The 17,184-nt window shown below is 68.8% G+C and carries 17 protein-coding genes; 16 read left to right on the top strand and 1 reads right to left on the bottom strand.

Features of this window, described 5'->3' with window-relative positions; translation table 11 throughout:
• Positions 1–81: 81 nt before the first annotated feature.
• Complete coding sequence (locus FS770_RS01550) at positions 82–1,266, top strand: L-threonylcarbamoyladenylate synthase (protein ID WP_144942471.1); 1,185 nt, start codon at positions 82–84, stop codon at positions 1,264–1,266.
• Positions 1,267–1,344: 78 nt separating this feature from the next.
• Here the strand turns inward: FS770_RS01550 and FS770_RS01545 are convergent, their stop codons facing one another.
• Entirely contained in the window at positions 1,345–2,313 is a 969-nt protein-coding gene (locus FS770_RS01545) for an NAD-dependent epimerase/dehydratase family protein (RefSeq protein WP_144942472.1), read from the bottom strand.
• 230 nt (positions 2,314–2,543) lie between these two features.
• On the opposite strand from FS770_RS01545, the gene FS770_RS01540 reads away from it, so the two are divergent.
• The 15 genes from FS770_RS01540 to murA all read left to right on the top strand — a co-directional run bounded on the left by FS770_RS01540 (position 2,544) and on the right by murA (position 17,136).
• The gene (locus FS770_RS01540) at positions 2,544–3,476 is read left to right on the top strand and encodes a glycosyltransferase family protein (protein WP_144942473.1); all 933 of its coding nucleotides are present in this window, start codon (positions 2,544–2,546) and stop codon (positions 3,474–3,476) included.
• Positions 3,463–4,323 (top strand): glycosyltransferase, encoded by an 861-nt coding sequence (locus FS770_RS01535; protein WP_144942474.1) that lies wholly within the window; start codon positions 3,463–3,465, stop codon positions 4,321–4,323. The genes FS770_RS01540 and FS770_RS01535 overlap by 14 nt, the downstream gene beginning before the upstream one ends.
• Positions 4,324–4,351: 28 nt before the next feature.
• Positions 4,352–6,424, top strand: coding sequence for a polysaccharide biosynthesis protein (locus tag FS770_RS01530; RefSeq protein WP_244944683.1), 2,073 nt, complete (start codon positions 4,352–4,354; stop codon positions 6,422–6,424).
• On the top strand, positions 6,421–7,593 hold the full coding sequence (locus FS770_RS01525) for an MraY family glycosyltransferase (RefSeq protein ID WP_313960150.1): 1,173 nt from the start codon (positions 6,421–6,423) through the stop codon (positions 7,591–7,593). Before FS770_RS01530 ends, FS770_RS01525 begins: the two co-directional genes overlap by 4 nt.
• A complete protein-coding gene (locus FS770_RS01520; RefSeq protein WP_144942475.1) occupies positions 7,590–8,186 on the top strand; it encodes a hypothetical protein in 597 nt (198 codons plus the stop codon). The genes FS770_RS01525 and FS770_RS01520 overlap by 4 nt, the downstream gene beginning before the upstream one ends.
• A complete protein-coding gene (locus FS770_RS01515) occupies positions 8,183–8,593 on the top strand; it encodes an AtpZ/AtpI family protein (protein ID WP_244944682.1) in 411 nt (136 codons plus the stop codon). The genes FS770_RS01520 and FS770_RS01515 overlap by 4 nt, the downstream gene beginning before the upstream one ends.
• A gap of 30 nt (positions 8,594–8,623) precedes the next feature.
• Positions 8,624–9,415 (top strand): F0F1 ATP synthase subunit A, encoded by a 792-nt coding sequence (atpB, locus tag FS770_RS01510; protein WP_058954379.1) that lies wholly within the window; start codon positions 8,624–8,626, stop codon positions 9,413–9,415.
• 112 nt (positions 9,416–9,527) lie between these two features.
• On the top strand, positions 9,528–9,728 hold the full coding sequence (gene atpE, locus FS770_RS01505; protein WP_035964663.1) for an ATP synthase F0 subunit C: 201 nt from the start codon (positions 9,528–9,530) through the stop codon (positions 9,726–9,728).
• A gap of 46 nt (positions 9,729–9,774) precedes the next feature.
• The gene (locus FS770_RS01500; protein WP_055084922.1) at positions 9,775–10,326 is read left to right on the top strand and encodes a F0F1 ATP synthase subunit B; all 552 of its coding nucleotides are present in this window, start codon (positions 9,775–9,777) and stop codon (positions 10,324–10,326) included.
• Complete coding sequence (locus FS770_RS01495) at positions 10,326–11,138, top strand: F0F1 ATP synthase subunit delta (RefSeq protein ID WP_144942476.1); 813 nt, start codon at positions 10,326–10,328, stop codon at positions 11,136–11,138. Before FS770_RS01500 ends, FS770_RS01495 begins: the two co-directional genes overlap by 1 nt.
• Positions 11,139–11,309: 171 nt before the next feature.
• On the top strand, positions 11,310–12,935 hold the full coding sequence (gene atpA, locus FS770_RS01490) for a F0F1 ATP synthase subunit alpha (RefSeq protein ID WP_144942477.1): 1,626 nt from the start codon (positions 11,310–11,312) through the stop codon (positions 12,933–12,935).
• Between the two features lie 58 nt (positions 12,936–12,993).
• Positions 12,994–13,905, top strand: coding sequence for a F0F1 ATP synthase subunit gamma (locus FS770_RS01485; RefSeq protein ID WP_144942478.1), 912 nt, complete (start codon positions 12,994–12,996; stop codon positions 13,903–13,905).
• 40 nt (positions 13,906–13,945) lie between these two features.
• On the top strand, positions 13,946–15,412 hold the full coding sequence (atpD, locus tag FS770_RS01480; protein WP_144942479.1) for a F0F1 ATP synthase subunit beta: 1,467 nt from the start codon (positions 13,946–13,948) through the stop codon (positions 15,410–15,412).
• Positions 15,413–15,414: 2 nt separating this feature from the next.
• The gene (locus FS770_RS01475) at positions 15,415–15,693 is read left to right on the top strand and encodes a F0F1 ATP synthase subunit epsilon (RefSeq protein WP_144942480.1); all 279 of its coding nucleotides are present in this window, start codon (positions 15,415–15,417) and stop codon (positions 15,691–15,693) included.
• Positions 15,694–15,852: 159 nt separating this feature from the next.
• Positions 15,853–17,136: a UDP-N-acetylglucosamine 1-carboxyvinyltransferase gene (gene murA, locus FS770_RS01470; protein ID WP_144942481.1), complete on the top strand. Its 1,284-nt coding sequence runs from the start codon at positions 15,853–15,855 to the stop codon at positions 17,134–17,136.
• The last annotated feature ends 48 nt before the right edge of the window (positions 17,137–17,184 follow it).

Here is a 17,184-nt window from a genome sequence, read left to right as displayed (position 1 = left end):
CGACGAATCCCGGACAACAGAAGCCTCGACGGCGTCATGCTCCGGGGAATCAGACGAAGTACGTGAGCGGAGGAGAAGCCCGTGAGTGAGATCAGGCCCTGTGGGGACCAGCAGCAGCTGGACGAGGCCGTGGCGGCTGCCGCGGAGGTCGTGGGCGGCGGCGAGTGCATCGTGTTGCCCACCGACACGGTCTACGGCATCGGCTGCGACGCCTTCTCCGCCGCCGGGGTGCAGGCCCTGCTGGGCGCCAAAGGCAGAACGCGGGAGATGCCCCCGCCCGTGCTCATCGCCCGGCCCGAGGTCATGGACGCCCTCGCGGACCAGGTCTCGGCGGACGCCCGCGCGCTCGCGGAGGCCTTCTGGCCGGGTGCGCTGACCATCGTGTGCTGGGCGCAGCCCACGCTCGGCTGGGACCTGGGGGAGACCCACGGCACGGTGGCGCTGCGCGTCCCGGACGACCGCGTGTCGCGAGCGGTGCTCGAGCGGGTGGGTCCCATGGCCGTGAGCTCAGCGAACCGCACGGGCATGCCCGCCGCACTGACCGCGCAGAGCGCCCAGGCGATGCTTCAGGACCGGGTTCCGTTCTACCTCGACGACGGCCCCCGCCCGGTTGTGTCCACCGCCGCGGGCGCACGGGACGTGGCCTCGACCATCGTGGACTGCACGGGGGAGACGCCCGTGGTGCTGCGCCACGGTGCCATCACGCTCGAGCGGCTGCGTGAGGTCGTTCCTGCGGTCCACGGCGGCGCCATGGAGCCTGGCCAGGACGCCGCGACAGGCACCCCCGCGGAGGGCGTAGCCGCCGCTGCAGCCACCACGTCGGCCGAACCAGCTGCCGGAACCGTCGGCGCGACGGTCCCGTTGGCCGCGTCGCCCGCCGAGGACGGTACAGCGGCAGTGGCAACGGAGACCGGCGCGTCGGCGCAGACCGCCGCGGGTGCGGCGTCGTCGTCGGCCTCGCATGGCACGGCAGAGACGACGGACGTGACGTCCGCGGCCGGGACGACCGGTTCTGCCGACGCCGCGGACGACGGCGACGTCGCGGCGCAGTCCTCCGCGGCGCACGAAGTGCCGCGGACCCCCACCACCCGGGATGCCTCCGATGTCTCGGACGAGGAGCTCATCAACGCCATGGTGCAGGACGGCGCGCCCACAGCGGAGAGCGCCGTCGACCAGGGCAGGGACCGCCGTGTGCGTCACGAACCCCGGTGGGACGGCACGAGCGCCCTGAGCATAGAGGACGCCGAACGTCTCGTGGGGGAGTGATCCCCTGACCTCACACAAGAACTCGCCCCCGTGCAGTGCTGCTGCGCCGCGAGGGGGCGGGCTCGTTGTTGGAAGGGGTCAGCGTCCGAGTGCGAGGTGCGCTTCTCGCAGGATCTCCTGGACGTGGGGCTGCGGAATCACGCCGTGCTCGTGGGCCCACCCGGGGACCTGCCGCTGGCCGAACCAGGTGACCTCGAGGCGGCGGATGAGACCCGCGTAGCGGTGTCCCACCGCGTCGGAGCCGAAGCGTGCGCACGCGATCACTGCGCGGCACAGCAGCGGCGGGAGGTTCAGGGGGTGGCGCCGGCCGGCGTCGCGCAGCACGGAACCGGTGGTTGCGCCCTCCCAGGGCTGCAGGATCACCGGCGGAAGCTCGCCCCGGAACTCGCCCACGGACGCGGTGAACTGCGCGAGCGCCGTCACCGAGGTCACGGGCGTGGGTGCGGTTCCGTCGCCGGCCACCGAGCTCAGCGGAGAGGAAGCGAAGCGGGCCAGCATGCGAGTCGTCCGACGGGCCGTGCCCATCACGGAGGTCGCCCGGATCACGGTGAGCTCCGGGGCGCTCGGCTCCTCGCTCCACTGCGAGTGCAGCCGGTACAGCGCGGACTCGCCGAGGGCCTTCGAGAACGAGTAGGGGGAGAACGGCGCCGTGCGGATGGACTCGTCGAGCACCGGTGCGTCCGCCTGCACCGATGCGGAGCTCATGTGGATCACCCGGCGCACACCGGTGCGGTGCGCCGCGAGCGCCACGAGCACCGGGAGCAGGGCGTTGGCGCCGGTCAGCGACTGCTGGTGGGTCTGGTCCGGTGCGGCGAGGCCCGCGGCATTGACGACGGTGTCGGCGCCCGCGAAGGACTCGGCCAGGTAGTCGATCACGGACTCCAGCCGGTGCGCGTGCTCAATCACGTGGTGGACGGTGGTCGCCGGAGAGGCCAGGCGGGGTGTGGCCACCGGGGTGACCGGGATGTCACGCGCCCGGAGGGCCGTGGTGATGGCGGAACCGATGAAGCCCGTTGCTCCGAGGACGCGCCAGCTGTGAGCCGTCACTGTGTATCTCCTCCCGTGATGGTCCTCCCATCGTACGGTAGCGCCGGAAGAGGACGGGGCCCGGCGCGCACCCGCAGCGGGCGTCCGGGTGACGTTGAGCGGGCACCATGGTGAGCGTTGATAGACTCCGGGAATTCGCCGGGCTCCGGCCCGCAGCGCGTCCGCCCGCGGCGGAGGGGAGCGCGACGGAGCAGCTTGGACTACCACACGACCAGATCGCCGGGGGCGTCATGACGGAAACCTACCCGAGGGCCGTGGCCCCCACGAACCCCATCGTGAGTGTTGCCTGCGTCACGCAGGACAGGCCGCGGGATGTGGCGGTGCTGATCGACGGGCTGCGCTCACAGACCGATCCCGTGGCGAGCCTGTGCCTCGTGGACGCTGGACGCACCGCACTGGACGAGGCCGCCCTGCGCGAGCAGATCGGGGGGGCTTTCGAGCTGCACTACCGCCGCTCCGTGGCGAACCTGGGGGGCGCCGGCGGCTTCTCCCTGGCCATCCTCACGGCCCTGGCCAGCGGAGCGGAGCAGGTCTGGCTCATGGACGACGATGCCCACCCGGAGGACCCCGACTGCCTGCGCGTGCTGCGCACGGCCGCCCGTGAGCGCGGTCTCGCCGTGGTCTCGCCCCTGATCGTGGCACCGCAAAACCACGAACTCCTCTCCTTCCCGTTCCGCCTCGACGGCGGGATCACGCACCGGCGCGAGGACCTCGTTCCGCTGGGTTTCATCGACTCCTACGCCAACTTCTTCAACGGGGCCCTCATGGATGAGTCCGTCTTCTTCCGTGTGGGCCTGCCGGACCTGAAGCTGTTCCTGCGCGGGGACGAGGTGGACTTCCTGGTGCGCCTGCGCAAGAGCGGGCTGCCGTTCGGCACCGTGACCACCGCCGCCGTCTCCCACCCGCCGGGCTGGGACGAGGAGCACGTGGTGATCCCCGGAAGGCTCCAGGTGCTGATCCCCCCGGGCGAGTTCAAGCAGCGCCACTTCTTCCGCAACCGCGGCTACGTCTCGTGGCGCTACAAGCGGTTCGTGCAGCTGGGCGCGGACGTGATCGGCTACCCGGCGCACTATCTCAAGAACCGGGACCTCGAAGGCCTGCGCACGTGGGTGCGGCTCTACGGCAACGGCATACGCGGACGTGGTTTCGGTGGCCCTCGCTGAGCCGCTGACCCCGTCCGAGCTGCCCGCGCGCTTCTCCCTGCTGCTGCCCGTGTACGCGGGGGACACACCCGAGCGCCTGCGCCGGGCGGTCGAGTCCAACACGGTGGAGCAGACCAGGCCCCCCGCCGAAGTCGTGGTCGTCCAGGACGGCCCTGTGCCGCCTGAGCTCCACGCCGAGCTCGAGCGTCTCGAGCGCGGGTGCCCGGTTCCCGTGCGCCTCGTACGCATCCCCGAGAACCATGGGCTCGCCCACGCACTGCGCACGGCCCTGCCCAGCTGCTCGTACGACGTCGTTGCGCGCGCGGACGCGGACGACGTCGCCTACCCTCGCCGCTTCGAGCTGCAGCTTCCGTTGATCGAGGCCGGCGCGGACCTCGTGGGGGCGTCGATGCACGAGATCGGCGACGACGAGGGCACGCCCCTGGCCCTGCGTGCGGCGCCCGTGGGGGCGCGGCGCATCATGGCGGTGAGCAGGCGCCGCAACCCCATCTCGCACCCCACCGTGGTGCTGCGCCGCAGTAGCGTGGAGCGCGTGGGCGGCTACGAGGACGCGCCGATGGCGGAGGACTACTGGCTGTGGGCACGCATGCTCCACGCGGGCGCGGACGTGCGCAATGTGGCCGAGCCGCTCGTGGGGTACCGGGTCTCCGCCGGCTCCTACGAACGCCGCGGCGGGTACAGCGTGCTCAGGGCGGAACTCGCGCTCCAGGCCCGGTTGCGGGCGCTTGGCCACGTGGGGTTCCTACAATGGGCAACGAACGTCATGGTGCGCGGCGGCTACCGGTTCGTGCCCGTCCGAGTGCGAGAAGCGGCCTACCGGCTCATGGTGGGTCACCGCAGCGGCTGATCCGCGCGCCCGAAAGGACTACGCCCCCATGCCCAACCCCCCGAGACCCACCACCCGAGGCGAGAAGCCCGTCGCGTGGCTGTGGATCCAGATGATCCTGGATTCCGCCGCGTGGATCGTGGCGCTGTGGGTGGCCGTCCTGCTGCGCTTCGAGCTCGACGTCGAGCTCGTCTCCGTGGGCGGTGTGGTGACCGCGTGCGTGGTGGCGGTGGCCCTGCAGCTGCTCTTGGGGTTCTCATTCGCCCTCTACAAGGGCCGGTACTCGTTCGGCAGCTTCGAGGAGGCCAAGCTGCTCGTGGTCGTCACGGTCATCGTGACGGCGCTGCTCGAGGGTGTGCTGCTCGTCTTCGGCGTCACGCTGCGGGTGCCGCGGTCGCTCGGTTTCATCGCCTTCCCCTTCGCGTGCCTGCTGATGGCCGCGTTGCGCTACCTGAAGCGGATGTACCAGGAGTCCACCGCCAAACCCGGGGACGAGGCCCAGCACGTGGTGATCTTCGGAGCAGGCGCCCTGGGCACGTTCCTGGTGCACCGCATGATGCAGGACCCCGCATCGGGCTTCCTGCCGGTGGCCCTGCTCGACGACGACCCGGCCAAGAAGCACCTGCGCATCTCCTCCGTTCCTGTCATGGGCACGCTGCACGACGCCGCATCCGTGCTGGAGCACACTCGCTCCGGTGTGCTGATCGTTGCGCTGGCGGACGCGGATCCCCGCACGATGCAGCGCGTGTCGGAGACCGTGGAAGGCACCGGCACACGCGTGATGACCGTGCCCCCGCTGAGCGAGATGCTCGCCGGTGGGAACCAGGGCATGGACCTGCGCGACATCTCCATGGAGGACCTGATCGGCCGTCGGCCCGTGGACATCCATGTGGACGCCATCGCCGGCTACATCACCGGCAAGCGGGTACTTGTCACCGGCGCGGGCGGGTCCATCGGCTCCGAGCTGTGCCGTCAGCTGGTGGGCTTCGAGCCTGCTGAGCTGATCATGGTGGACCGGGACGAGACCGGATTGCAGGCCACCCAGATCTCCATCACCGGCCGCGGGCTTCTGGACGGCAAGGACACCGTGCTGTGCGACATCCGGGACGGGGACGCCCTGACCCGGGTGTTCCAGGAGCGCAGGCCACAGGTGGTGTTCCACGCGGCCGCGCTGAAGCACGTCTCCCTGCTGGAGCAGTATCCGGACGAGGCGTGGAAGACCAACGTGATGGGCTCCCTGAACGTGCTGGAGGCGGCGGCGTCGGTGGACGTGGACGTCTTCGTGAACGTCTCCACGGACAAGGCGGCAAACCCCACCACCGCGCTGGGCCACTCCAAGCGGGTCGCCGAGAAGCTCACGGCCTGGATGGGAGAGCAGACCGGCAGGCGCTACGCGTCCGTGCGATTCGGCAACGTCTTCGGCTCCCGCGGCTCCATGCTTCCCCTGTTCGCGGAGCAGATTCGGCAGGGTGGGCCGATCACCGTCACCCACCCGGACGCCACGCGCTACTTCATGACCATTCCTGAGGCCTGCCAGCTCGTGATCCAGGCCGGAGCGATCGCCCGCGGGGGAGAGGTGCTGATCCTGGACATGGGCGAGCCCGTGCGGATCATGGACATCGCCCAGCGGCTGCGGGCCATGTCCGGGCGGGAGGACATCGCCATCGAGATCACCGGGCTGCGCCACGGGGAGAAGCTGCATGAGGACCTGATCGGCACGGGGGAGACAGACGAGCGTCCCTTCCACCCCAAGATCTCCCATGCCAAGGCTGAACGTCTCGACCCCGCGAACCTGGACCGGCACGTGTGGAAGGTCCGCGGCGGCATGGTGTTCACGGGATCCATCCCCCAGGTTGTGGTGAGCACTCAGCCCAGGATCACGAGCTTCTCGGTGCCCCGCGCGGCGCGGTGCGTGTCCTCCCAAGAGGACGGGCGCGAGAGCGGGCACTCCTCGGCGGACACGCCGCGTGGTGCAACAGGCGGCGCCGTCGGGGCTTCCTCGGCGAGCCCTGATGGCAAGGGCGGCCATGCCGGCGACGGCGCGGGCCGGGTCCCGCAGCCACCCGCTGATCCGCACACCCCGGGGTTGAGCGTCCGAGACAACGAGGGGCACCGGGCATGAGCGCCGTGCTCACGGGCCTCCTCGCCCCCGCGCCAGCAGTGCTGGCGTTGACCGCGTCGTCGCCGGGCGCTGCCACCGTGCCGCGTGCCGCGCAGCTGCCGGCCATGGCCGAGCCCGGCGCGGTGACGGGCGGGGACGCGTTGTCGATGCTTCTGGGGCTGGCGCCTTGGACGCTGCTCCTGGCCTTCGTGCTCTCTGCGGTGCTTCCCTTCACGGTGAAGCCGTGGCTGACCCGCTGGGGGGTCGTCGACATCCCTTCGGACCGCTCCTCACACTCGAAACCCGTGCTGCGCGGCATGGGGCTCGCTGTGGCTGTCTCGCTCGTGCTCACCTACGGGACCTGCCTGCTGACCGGCCTGATTCCGGTGGACCGCTCGGTGGCCGTGGTGGTGCTCGCGATGACCCTGGCCCCGGCGGCCCTGGGCTGGGCGGAGGACTACCACGGCGTCTCCATCGGCATGCGCCTCGGCGCACAGGCTCTCGTGGGCGCCGTCGGCACGGCGGCGTTGATCGTCACCCTGGGCGTGCCCGCGTGGTGGTGGCCCGTGGGCGTCGTCGCGACCGTCGCGTACATCAACATCGCCAACTTCATGGACGGCATCAACGGGATCTCAGGTCTGCACGGCGGGGCCGTGGGGCTGCTCTACGCGTGGGCGGGTGCGGCCAACGGGATGCCCTGGATGGTCTGCGCCGGTCTTGCCCTGGCCGGAGCGTTCCTCGGGTTCCTGCCCTGGAACCTGGGACGCGGCACGGTCTTCCTGGGCGACGTCGGGTCCTACGTCCTCGGTGGCGCCATCGCGGCCATCGCGATCGCCGCCTTCCTCTCGGGTGTGTACGTGGAATACCTGCTGCCCCCGCTCCTCGTCTACCTCGCGGACACGGCCGTGACGCTGGTGCTGCGCATTCGTCGCGGCGAGGTCTGGTACAAGCCGCACCGTCAGCACGTCTACCAGCGCCTCACGGACGTGGGACTGTCCCACGTCCAGTCCTCGCTGGTGGTCACGGCGGCCACGGTGCTGGTCAGTCTGATCTCGTTGTACGGGCTGCGGGCGGACGGCACGGGCTCGGCGATCGCAGGCCTCGCCGTGGTGCTCGTCATCGTGGTGTACCTCGGCTCCCCGCAGCTGTTCTCGCGGCTCCAAAGGGTGAGGGGCGGGGCCGCATCGTGACGACTCGCCCAGAGACCGGGCGCGCCGGGGAGGACATCCCTCGTGCCGCCACCGACACGGCATCCTCCGTTGCCCCGCCAGCCGCGTCAACGATCCCGCAGTCCTACGGCCCGGGCGTGCGCCGCAGCTCCTTGGCCTGCCTCGGCCTCGGGGCGCTCCTCGTGCTGGTGGCCGGCCTGGGAACCTCCGACACGCTGCGCTCCGTCGTGCTCGGCGCGGGCCTGGTGGCCCTCAGCTCGAGTGCCACGGTGCTTGTTGCGGCGCAGATGTACCGGGTGGCCCCCGCAGCCACGGCCCCTGCGCTCGCGGCCCTCTACCTGCTCAAGGTACTTGTCCTGGGATGGGTGCTGCTCGTGGTGGGCGCCCCCGGATGGTTGGCCTCGCGGGCCTTCGCCGTGACGGCGCTGGCCTGCCTCGTGCTCTCGACTGCTGTCTTCGCGCTGCTCGTGCGGCGCGTCACCGCCGGAATGACGCCCCGCTCCGAGCTCGCGCTGCCAGACGCTGCTGGCGGCGCGAACCGGCCCCTGGGGGGCCTCCCAGGGAACAGGGACGCCACCGTCGGATCTCACCACCACGAGAGCGAGACGCCATGACCGCGACACCGGACCAGCCCGGCTCTCCGGGACCCACCGACCCGGACACTGACGGGTCTGCTGCCGACCGGCTCCGCAAGGCGTCCCACCGCTACCGAGACGCCGCGCGTGGGGAGACCCTGCAGACTGCGGGGGAGCTGGTCGAGGAGGGCGGTCTCGGCGGAGGACTCGCCGTGTTGCTCTACATAGTGGTCGGTGCGGTGTTATGGAGTTTGGTAGGCTGGTTCCTGGATCACCTGCTGGGAACACGGTGGATTGTGATCGCGGGTGCCGTCTTCGGCGCGTCCGCCGGGGTGTACCTCGGCTACCTCCACATGAGGGACGCCTTGAACCGCAGCCAACCCCCGCAGAAGACCACGTCGGAGACAAGGAAGTCATCTGAACCGGGCCACCGGCCCGGAGCATGACCGGTCTGGATACCGCAGAAAGGACCCGTATTGAACCCCGCCCTGAGGATTCCGGCCGAATTCGTGGCCCCTTCCACGGAAGACGCCCATCTTCCCCCGTTCTTCGAACTCGGGTCCCTCGCCTTCGGCAAGCAGTCTCTGCTGATCCTTCTGTCGGTGGTTCTGATCGCCGGCTTCTTCATGTTTGTGATTCGCCGCCGGGCCATGGTGCCCTCCAAGGGCCAGTACGTGGGCGAGATGGGCTACGGCCTAGTTCGCAACCACCTGGGTCGGGACATCATCGGGGAGAAGGACTTCCGGCCCTACGTGCCGCTGCTGTTCAGCTTCTTCTTCTTCATCCTGGTCAACAATCTCTTCGGGTCGATCCCCCTGCTCCAGCTTCCCACGCTGTCGCACCCGGGTTCCGCCTACGTGCTGGCCGCCATTGCCTACGTCGTGTGGGTCGGTGTCGGCATCAAACGTCACGGTCTCGGCCACTTCATGGTCAAGATGACCATGCCGCCGGACGTGCCCAAAGTCCTCTACGTGATCCTGATCCCGCTCGAGTTCCTCTCGAACATGATCATCCGTCCGGTGACGCACGCGCTGCGTGTGTTCGCCACGATGTTCGCGGGTCACATGGCCATCATGGTCGCAGCTGCGTTCATGGCGTACCTCGCCACCGAGGTGGGCGGCGTGCTCGGCATCGCCGGCTCGGCCTTCGGCCTCGTGCTGGGACTGTTCATCTACTTCCTGGAGGTTCTGATCCAGATCCTGCAGGCCTACATCTTCACCCTGCTGTTCGCCGTGTACGTACAGGGCGCACTGCAGGAGGGGCACTAGCCCCACGAAGGAGCGCCGCCTCCGGGCCGCTCATCTGACCATCGTCCGTTCACGGTTCTCGTAACGGCACCACCGCTCGCTCCTGCGGGCACCCAGAAAGGAAACATCCACAATGGAAGGTTCGCTTAGCGTCATTGGCTACGGTCTTGCTGCCATCGGCGGTGGTATCGGTGTGGGGCTCATCTTCGCTGCCTACATGCAGTCCGTCGCTCGCCAGCCCGAGTCCCAGCGCGTGATCCAGCCGATGCTGTTTATGGGCTTCGCCGTGGTCGAGGCCCTCGCCATTCTGGGCTTCGTCCTGGCGTTGCTCTGAGGCGCCCCTCAGAACACGCCCTAACTAGAGAACAGGAATCGCGCTCATGAACGCACTGGTGTTGGCAGCCGAGGAGGCGAAGAGTCCTCTCTTCCCCGACGGCTGGGAAATGCTGATCACCTTCATCGGGTTCGTGATTCTGCTCTTCATCGCGTTCAAGTTCATCGTCCCGGCGTTCGAGAAGGTCTACAAGGACCGGGCGGACGCCATCGAGGGTGGACTTGCCAAGGCGAAGGCCGCTCAGGCCGAGGCCAAGGCAGCACGCGACGAGTACAACCAGCAGCTCGAAAGTGCCCGGCTCGAGGCCCAGAAGATCCGTGAGGAAGCTCGCTCAGAGGGCGAGAAGATCCTGGCGGACTTCAAGGATCGCGCCAACCTGGAATCCGCGCGGATCACCGAGAACGCCCACAAGGCCATCGAGGCCGAGCGTGCGGCGGCCGTGGTGTCCCTGCGGGACGAGGTCGGCACTCTGGCAACGCAGCTCGCGTCCAAGATCGTCGGGGAGTCCTTGAACGACGACGACCGCGCCAACCGCGTGGTCGATCGCTTCCTGGCTGACTTGGACGCCGAGCAAGGCCGTACGGGAGCTGCACGGTAATGGCAGAAGCATCGAACGAACCCTACCGACCCCTCACAGTGGACGTGGACCGCTGGGCCGGGGCCGCGAGCACCGGGATCACGAAGCAGCTCTTCGAGATCCTGGACATCGTGGACGCCAACGGCCCACTGCGCCGGGCACTCACGGACCCCTCGCGCTCCGCAGAGGACCGTGCCCGCCTCGTGCACACGCTGTTCGACGGCCGGGCCAACGACGTCGCCGTGGACATCGTCGCGGAACTCGCCTCCCAGCGAAGCGCCACCGAGCGCCAGCTGGGGGACGGGATCGAGCGGACGGCCGTGCAGCTCGCAGCCGCGGCCGCCGAGAACCGTGGCGGTGTCGACGCTCTCGAGGCGCTCGTGGACGAACTCATCGGGTTCAAGTCCATGCTGGAGCGCTCCGCCGAGCTGCAGCGCGCGTTCTCGGACGCGCGTGCGAGTGCCGAGGCCAAGGTGACCCTTGCCCGACGTCTTATGGCGCCGGGGTCCGAGGAGGCCGCACTGCTCGTGGAACGCGCGGTCAGCGAACCGCGCGGCTCGCTGCCCGGGCGGCTGCTCGAGCACTTCGCCCAGTGGGTCGCGGACCGGCAGCATCGTTGGATCGCCCGCGTGCAGACGGCTCGGCCGCTGCGCGAGGACCAGCTGGCGAAGCTGCGGGACGCGCTGAACCGCCTGTACGGACGGGATCTCAAACTGACCACGGAGACCTCTCCGTCGCTGGTGGGGGGTCTGCGCGTGCAGGTGGGCGAGGAGATCATCGACGGCTCGGTCACCCACCGGCTGGATCAGCTGCAGCAGCGGATCGCGGCCTGATCCTCTCGTGGAGCGAGGATCGCGGGGAGTCGGTCGATGCCGGCATCTCGTCGCGTTGCCTCCACGGGCGGCCCACGCGGCTGCACGGCGATGGGGCAACGCATCGCGACAAGAACAAGCCTGGTCATTGCTCACGCGATGATCACACGACGTAGAGAGCAGGGACAGCAGATGGCCGATGTGACCATCAATGCCGACGAGATCCGTAGCGCGCTGAACGATTTCGCCGCGTCCTACGATCCCGGCAACGTGGAACGAGTAGAAGTAGGACGCGTGTCGTCCGCGGCAGACGGCATCGCCCATGTGGAGGGCCTTCCCTCCGTCATGGCCAACGAGTTGCTCAAGTTCGAGAACGGGGTGCTGGGCCTGGCCCTGAACCTCGACACCCGCGACATCGGCGTCGTGGTCCTCGGCGACTTCCAGGGCATCGAGGAGGGCCAGGAGGTCCACCGCACCGGCGAGGTGCTCTCCGTGCCCGTGGGCGAGGGCTACCTCGGCCGCGTCGTGGATCCGCTCGGCGAGCCCCTCGACGACCTCGGGCCGGTCGCCACGGACGGCCGCCGCGAACTCGAGCTGCAGGCCCCCGGCGTGACCATGCGCAAGTCCGTGCACGAGCCGCTGCAGACCGGCATCAAGGCCATCGACGCCATGATCCCGATCGGTCGCGGCCAGCGTCAGCTGATCATCGGCGACCGCCAGACCGGAAAGACCGCCATCGCGGTGGACGCCATCCTGAACCAGCGCTCCAACTGGGAGTCCGGAGACGTCGAGAAGCAGGTCCGCTGCATCTACGTGGCGGTCGGCCAGAAGGCCTCCACCATCGCCGCTGTGCGCCAGACGCTGGAGGACAACGGTGCCCTGGACTACACGACCATCGTGGCGGCCCCGGCCTCGGAGTCCGCGGGTCTGAAGTACCTGGCTCCCTACGCCGGCTCGGCCATTGGCCAGCACTGGATGTACAACGGCAAGCACGTGCTGATCGTCTTCGACGACCTCTCCAAGCAGGCCGAGGCCTACCGTGCGGTGTCTCTGCTGCTGCGCCGTCCGCCGGGACGCGAGGCGTACCCCGGCGACGTGTTCTACCTGCACTCTCGCCTGCTCGAGCGCTGCGCCAAGCTCTCGGACGAGCTGGGCGCGGGCTCGATGACCGGTTTGCCCATCATCGAGACCAAGGCGAACGACGTCTCGGCGTTCATCCCCACCAACGTCATCTCCATCACCGATGGCCAGATCTTCCTCCAGTCGGACCTGTTCAACGCCAACCAGCGTCCCGCCGTGGACGTGGGCATCTCGGTGTCGCGCGTGGGCGGCGCCGCTCAGGTCAAGGCCATGAAGAAGGTCTCCGGCACGCTGAAGCTCGAGTTGGCGTCCTACCGCTCCATGCAGGCGTTCGCCATGTTCGCCTCGGACCTGGACGCCGCCTCCCGCCAGCAGCTGACCCGCGGTGAGCGTCTCATGGAGCTGCTCAAGCAGCCCCAGTACACGCCCTACCCCGTGGCGGACCAGGTCGTCTCGATCTGGGCCGGTACCACGGGCCAGCTCGACGACGTCGAGGTCGCCAACGTGTCCGAGTTCGAGCACGCGCTCCTGGACCAGGTGCGCCGCACGACCAACGTCATGGACTCGATCAACTCCACCGGCAAGCTCGAGGGCGACGCGATCGAGGCCCTGAAGACCGCGGTGGCCGAGGTCAAGCGTGACTTCCACGGTTCCAAGCACGGCATCGAGCCGGGCGTGGAGGAGCACGACAGCCTCGGCGCCACCGCTGTGAACCAGGAAACGATCGTCAAGAAGTAGCCGCTTCCGGTGGTGCGCCGGTCTTTGGCGCACCACCGCGGTGCTGAAAGGAAATTTCATGGGAGCGCAGATTCGGGTCTACCGACAGAAGATCGCATCCACGTCGTCGATGAAGAAGATCTTCAAGGCGATGGAGATGATTGCGACCTCGCGCATCAACAAGTCCCGGCAGAGCCTCGAAGGTGCGTACCCGTACGCCAACGCGCTGACCCGCGCGGTTTCCCAGATCGCCACGCAGCACAACATCACCCATCCCCTGACCACCGTTCCGGACGAGGTCCGGCGGGCGGCCGTCGTGGTCTTCACGTCGGACCGTGGGCTGGCGGGTTCCTACTCCTCCAACGTGCTCAAGCGCACGGAGGAGCTGCTGGAACTGTTGCGTTCGCAGGGCAAGGAGACCCGCGTGTACCTCGTGGGCCGCAAGGCCAAGGCGTACTTCGACTTCCGGCACCGCGACTACGACGACTTCTGGACGGGCAACACGGACAGCGCGAGCACCGAGCGCGCCGAGGAGCTTACCGAGCGTCTGATGAGCGACATCAACGCCCCCTACGAGGATGCAGGCGTGGACGAGGTCCTCCTCGTCTACACGCAGTTCAACTCCATGGTGAACCAGGAGCCGCGGGTGCTGCGCCTGCTGCCCCTGGAGGTCGTGGATGCGAACGACCTGGGCGATGAGGTCTCCCAGCGCTACGAGGCGCTGGAGGACACGCACAGCAACTTCGAGTTCGAGCCGAACCCGGAGGAGCTGTTCAACCAGATCCTTCCCAGGTATGTGAAGGCCCGCATCTACTCGGCACTGTGCCACGCGGCGTCGAGCGAGCTCGCGTCCCGCCAGCGCGCCATGAAGGCCGCGGGGGACAACGCCACCGAGCTCATCAAGAAGTACACGCGCCTGATGAACAACGCCCGCCAGGCGGAGATCACGACCGAGTTGACCGAAATCGTCAGTGGCGCCGAGGCCCTCTAGGCCCGCGCTGCCCATTGCCAGCCGAAACGAAGTGAGAGAAATGACTGCCACTATCAACGACCAGGCGACCCAGCCGGTCGCGGGGGGCGGCACCGGCCGCATCGCCCGCGTGATCGGACCCGTGGTCGACGTCGAGTTCCCCGAGAACCAGGTTCCGGACCTCTACAACGCGCTGACCGCTGACTACGACTTCAACGGCAAGCCGCGACGGATCACCTTCGAGACCGCCCAGCACCTCGGCTCCAACGTGGTGCGCGCGATCTCCCTGCAGCAGACCGACGGCCTGGTGCGCGGCACGCCCGTGCAGGACACCGGCGCCCCGATCTCCGTGCCCGTGGGCGAAGTGGTCAAGGGCCACATCTTCAACGTGCTCGGCGACTCCCTGGACTTGGCCACCTCCGAGCTGGACGTCCAGGAGCGCTGGCCCATCCACCGCAAGGCGCCGTCCTTCGCGGAGCTTGAGGGCAGCACCGAGATGATGGAGACCGGCATCAAGTCCATCGATCTCCTGACCCCCTACATCAAGGGTGGCAAGATCGGTCTGTTCGGCGGTGCCGGCGTGGGCAAGACGGTGCTCATCCAGGAGATGATCACCCGTGTGGCCCGCAACTTCGGCGGCACCTCGGTGTTCGCCGGCGTGGGCGAGCGCACCCGTGAGGGCAACGACCTGTGGGTCGAGATGGAGGAGGCCGGGGTTCTCAAGGACACCGCCCTCGTGTTCGGCCAGATGGACGAGCCGCCCGGAACGCGTCTGCGCGTGGCACTGACCGGTCTGACGATGGCGGAATACTTCCGCGACGTCATGAACCAGGACGTGCTGCTGTTCATCGACAACATCTTCCGCTTCACGCAGGCGGGCTCCGAGGTCTCCACGTTGCTGGGCCGCATCCCCTCCGCCGTGGGCTACCAGCCCACGCTGGCGGACGAGATGGGTGTCCTGCAGGAGCGCATCACCTCCACGCGCGGTCACTCCATCACGTCGATGCAGGCCATCTACGTGCCGGCGGACGACTACACGGACCCGGCTCCGGCCACCACGTTCGCGCACCTGGACGCCACCACGGAGCTCTCGCGTGAGATCGCCTCGCGCGGTCTGTACCCCGCGATCGATCCGCTGTCCTCCACCTCCCGCATCCTGGACCCGCAGTACGTGGGCCAGAAGCACTACGACGTGGCGACCCGCGTGAAGTCGATCCTGCAGGAGAACAAGGAACTGCAGGACATCATCGCGATCCTCGGCGTCGAGGAGCTCTCCGAGGAGCAGAAGGTCGTGGTCTCCCGCGCCCGTCGCATCGAGCAGTTCCTTTCCCAGAACACGTACACAGCGAAGCAGTTCACCGGTGTGGAAGGCTCCACGGTTCCCCTCGAGGAGACCATCGAGGCCTTTGGCAAGATCTGTGACGGGGAGCTGGACAATGTCCCGGAGCAGGCCTTCTACAACGTGGGCGGTCTGGACGACGTCATGCGGCGCTGGGACGAGATCAAGGCCGAGACGGGCGAGAAGTAGAGATGGCCGAACTCATCGTGGAAATCGTCGCCCTGGATCGGAAGATCTGGAACGGCACCGCCCGACTCGTACGGGTGCGGACCACCGAGGGCGAGATCGGCATCATGCCCGGGCACGAGTCCATGGCTGGGCTGCTCACCGCCGGGGAGTTCGCGATAGACCGCGTGGAGGGTGACCGCCTGCGCGGCACCATCGACTCCGGTTTCGTCTCCGTCGACAACAACCGCGTCACGGTCGTCGCGGACGAGGTCTCCCTCGAGTCGGAGAACCGGTCCGCCTGACCGGATCGCCTGACCCGTCGTCATCGACCCTCGTGCCTGCTGGTGCGGGGGTCGACGACGTTGTGAGGTCTCCGCGGTGTCGTCACGGCCGCGCACGGTCACCGTGGCTGGCGCCGTTCCCAACTCCCCCAGACAATGCCGTGGCCACCAGGAGGAACCGTGGAAGAAATGATCGAGGTGCAGGGCCCGTCTGCCGTGGCCGGGGCACTGCCGGTGTATGGCGCCAAGAACAGCGTGCTCAAGCTCATGGCGGCCACGCTGCTGGCGGTGGGACGCTCCACCATCACCAACGTTCCCGAGATCCACGACGTCACCGTCATGGCGGAGCTGCTGCGGCGCCTGGGCTGCGACGTGTCCTACCGGCCGGCTGAGCACGAGGTCAGCATCGACGTCCCCGAGGAGCTCGGGCACCAGGCCGACTACGACCTCGTGCGGGCCATGCGCGCGTCCATCTCCGTGCTGGGGCCGCTGATGGCACGCTGCCACCGGGCGGAGGTGGCCCTGCCCGGGGGAGATGCGATCGGTACGCGCGGTCTCGACATGCACCGCGCCGGGCTGGAGGCCATGGGCGCCCAGCTGAGCATTGAGCGGGGCTTCCTGCGAGCCAGCGCGGACGGCGGGCTCGGGGGAGCGACGTACCGTCTCGGCTACCCGTCCGTGGGTGCCACGGAGAACCTGATGACGGCAGCGACCACGGCCCGGGGCGTGACCGTGCTGGAGAACGTGGCGCGTGAACCGGAGATCGTGGACATCGGCCGGATGCTGCGGGAGATGGGTGCCCGCATCGAGGGGCTCGGCACCACCACATTGACGATCCACGGGGTGCCCCGGCTGTCTCCGGTCACGCACCGCACCGTGGCGGACCGCATCGTCGCGGGCACCTGGGCTTTCGCCGCTGCGGTGACGGGTGGCAGAGTGGAGATCCAGGGGGCGGAACCCGAGCACCTGTCCGTGGTCCTCGACAAGCTGCGATGCGCGGGCTGCGAGATCGACACGCGCGAGGGACGGTTCGTGGTGCAGGGCCCCGAACGACCACGAGCCATCAACGTCTCCACGCTTCCGTACCCCGGGTTCCCCACGGACCTGCAGCCGTTCGTGGTGGCCCTCAACGCGGTGGCGGAAGGTTCCGGGATCATCACGGAGAACGTGTTCGAGGCTCGCTGGGGCTTCACGGCCGAACTCGAACGGCTGGGGGCGCGTGTCCGGCTGGACGGCCACCACGCCCGCGTGGACGGCGTCCCGGCTCACGAGCTCTCCGGCGCGCCCGTGGAGGCCATGGACATTCGCGCCGGCGCGGCCCTCGTGATCGCGGGCATGGCCGCCCAGGGCGTCACGGAGGTCTCCGGGGTGGAGCACATCGACCGCGGCTACGAGCACTTCGTGGACCACCTCGCCAACGCGGGTGTCCGGGTGCAGCGGCGGATCGCGCGCGGCTGGAGCTGAGCCGGGCGCGGGTCCCGGTCCTCCGGAACCCGCGCCCGGGCTGTCGGC

The organism is Kocuria salsicia, assembly GCF_007681555.1.
Classification (GTDB): Bacteria; Actinomycetota; Actinomycetes; order Actinomycetales; family Micrococcaceae; genus Kocuria; species Kocuria salsicia.
This window is presented reverse-complemented; position numbering and strand designations above follow the sequence as displayed.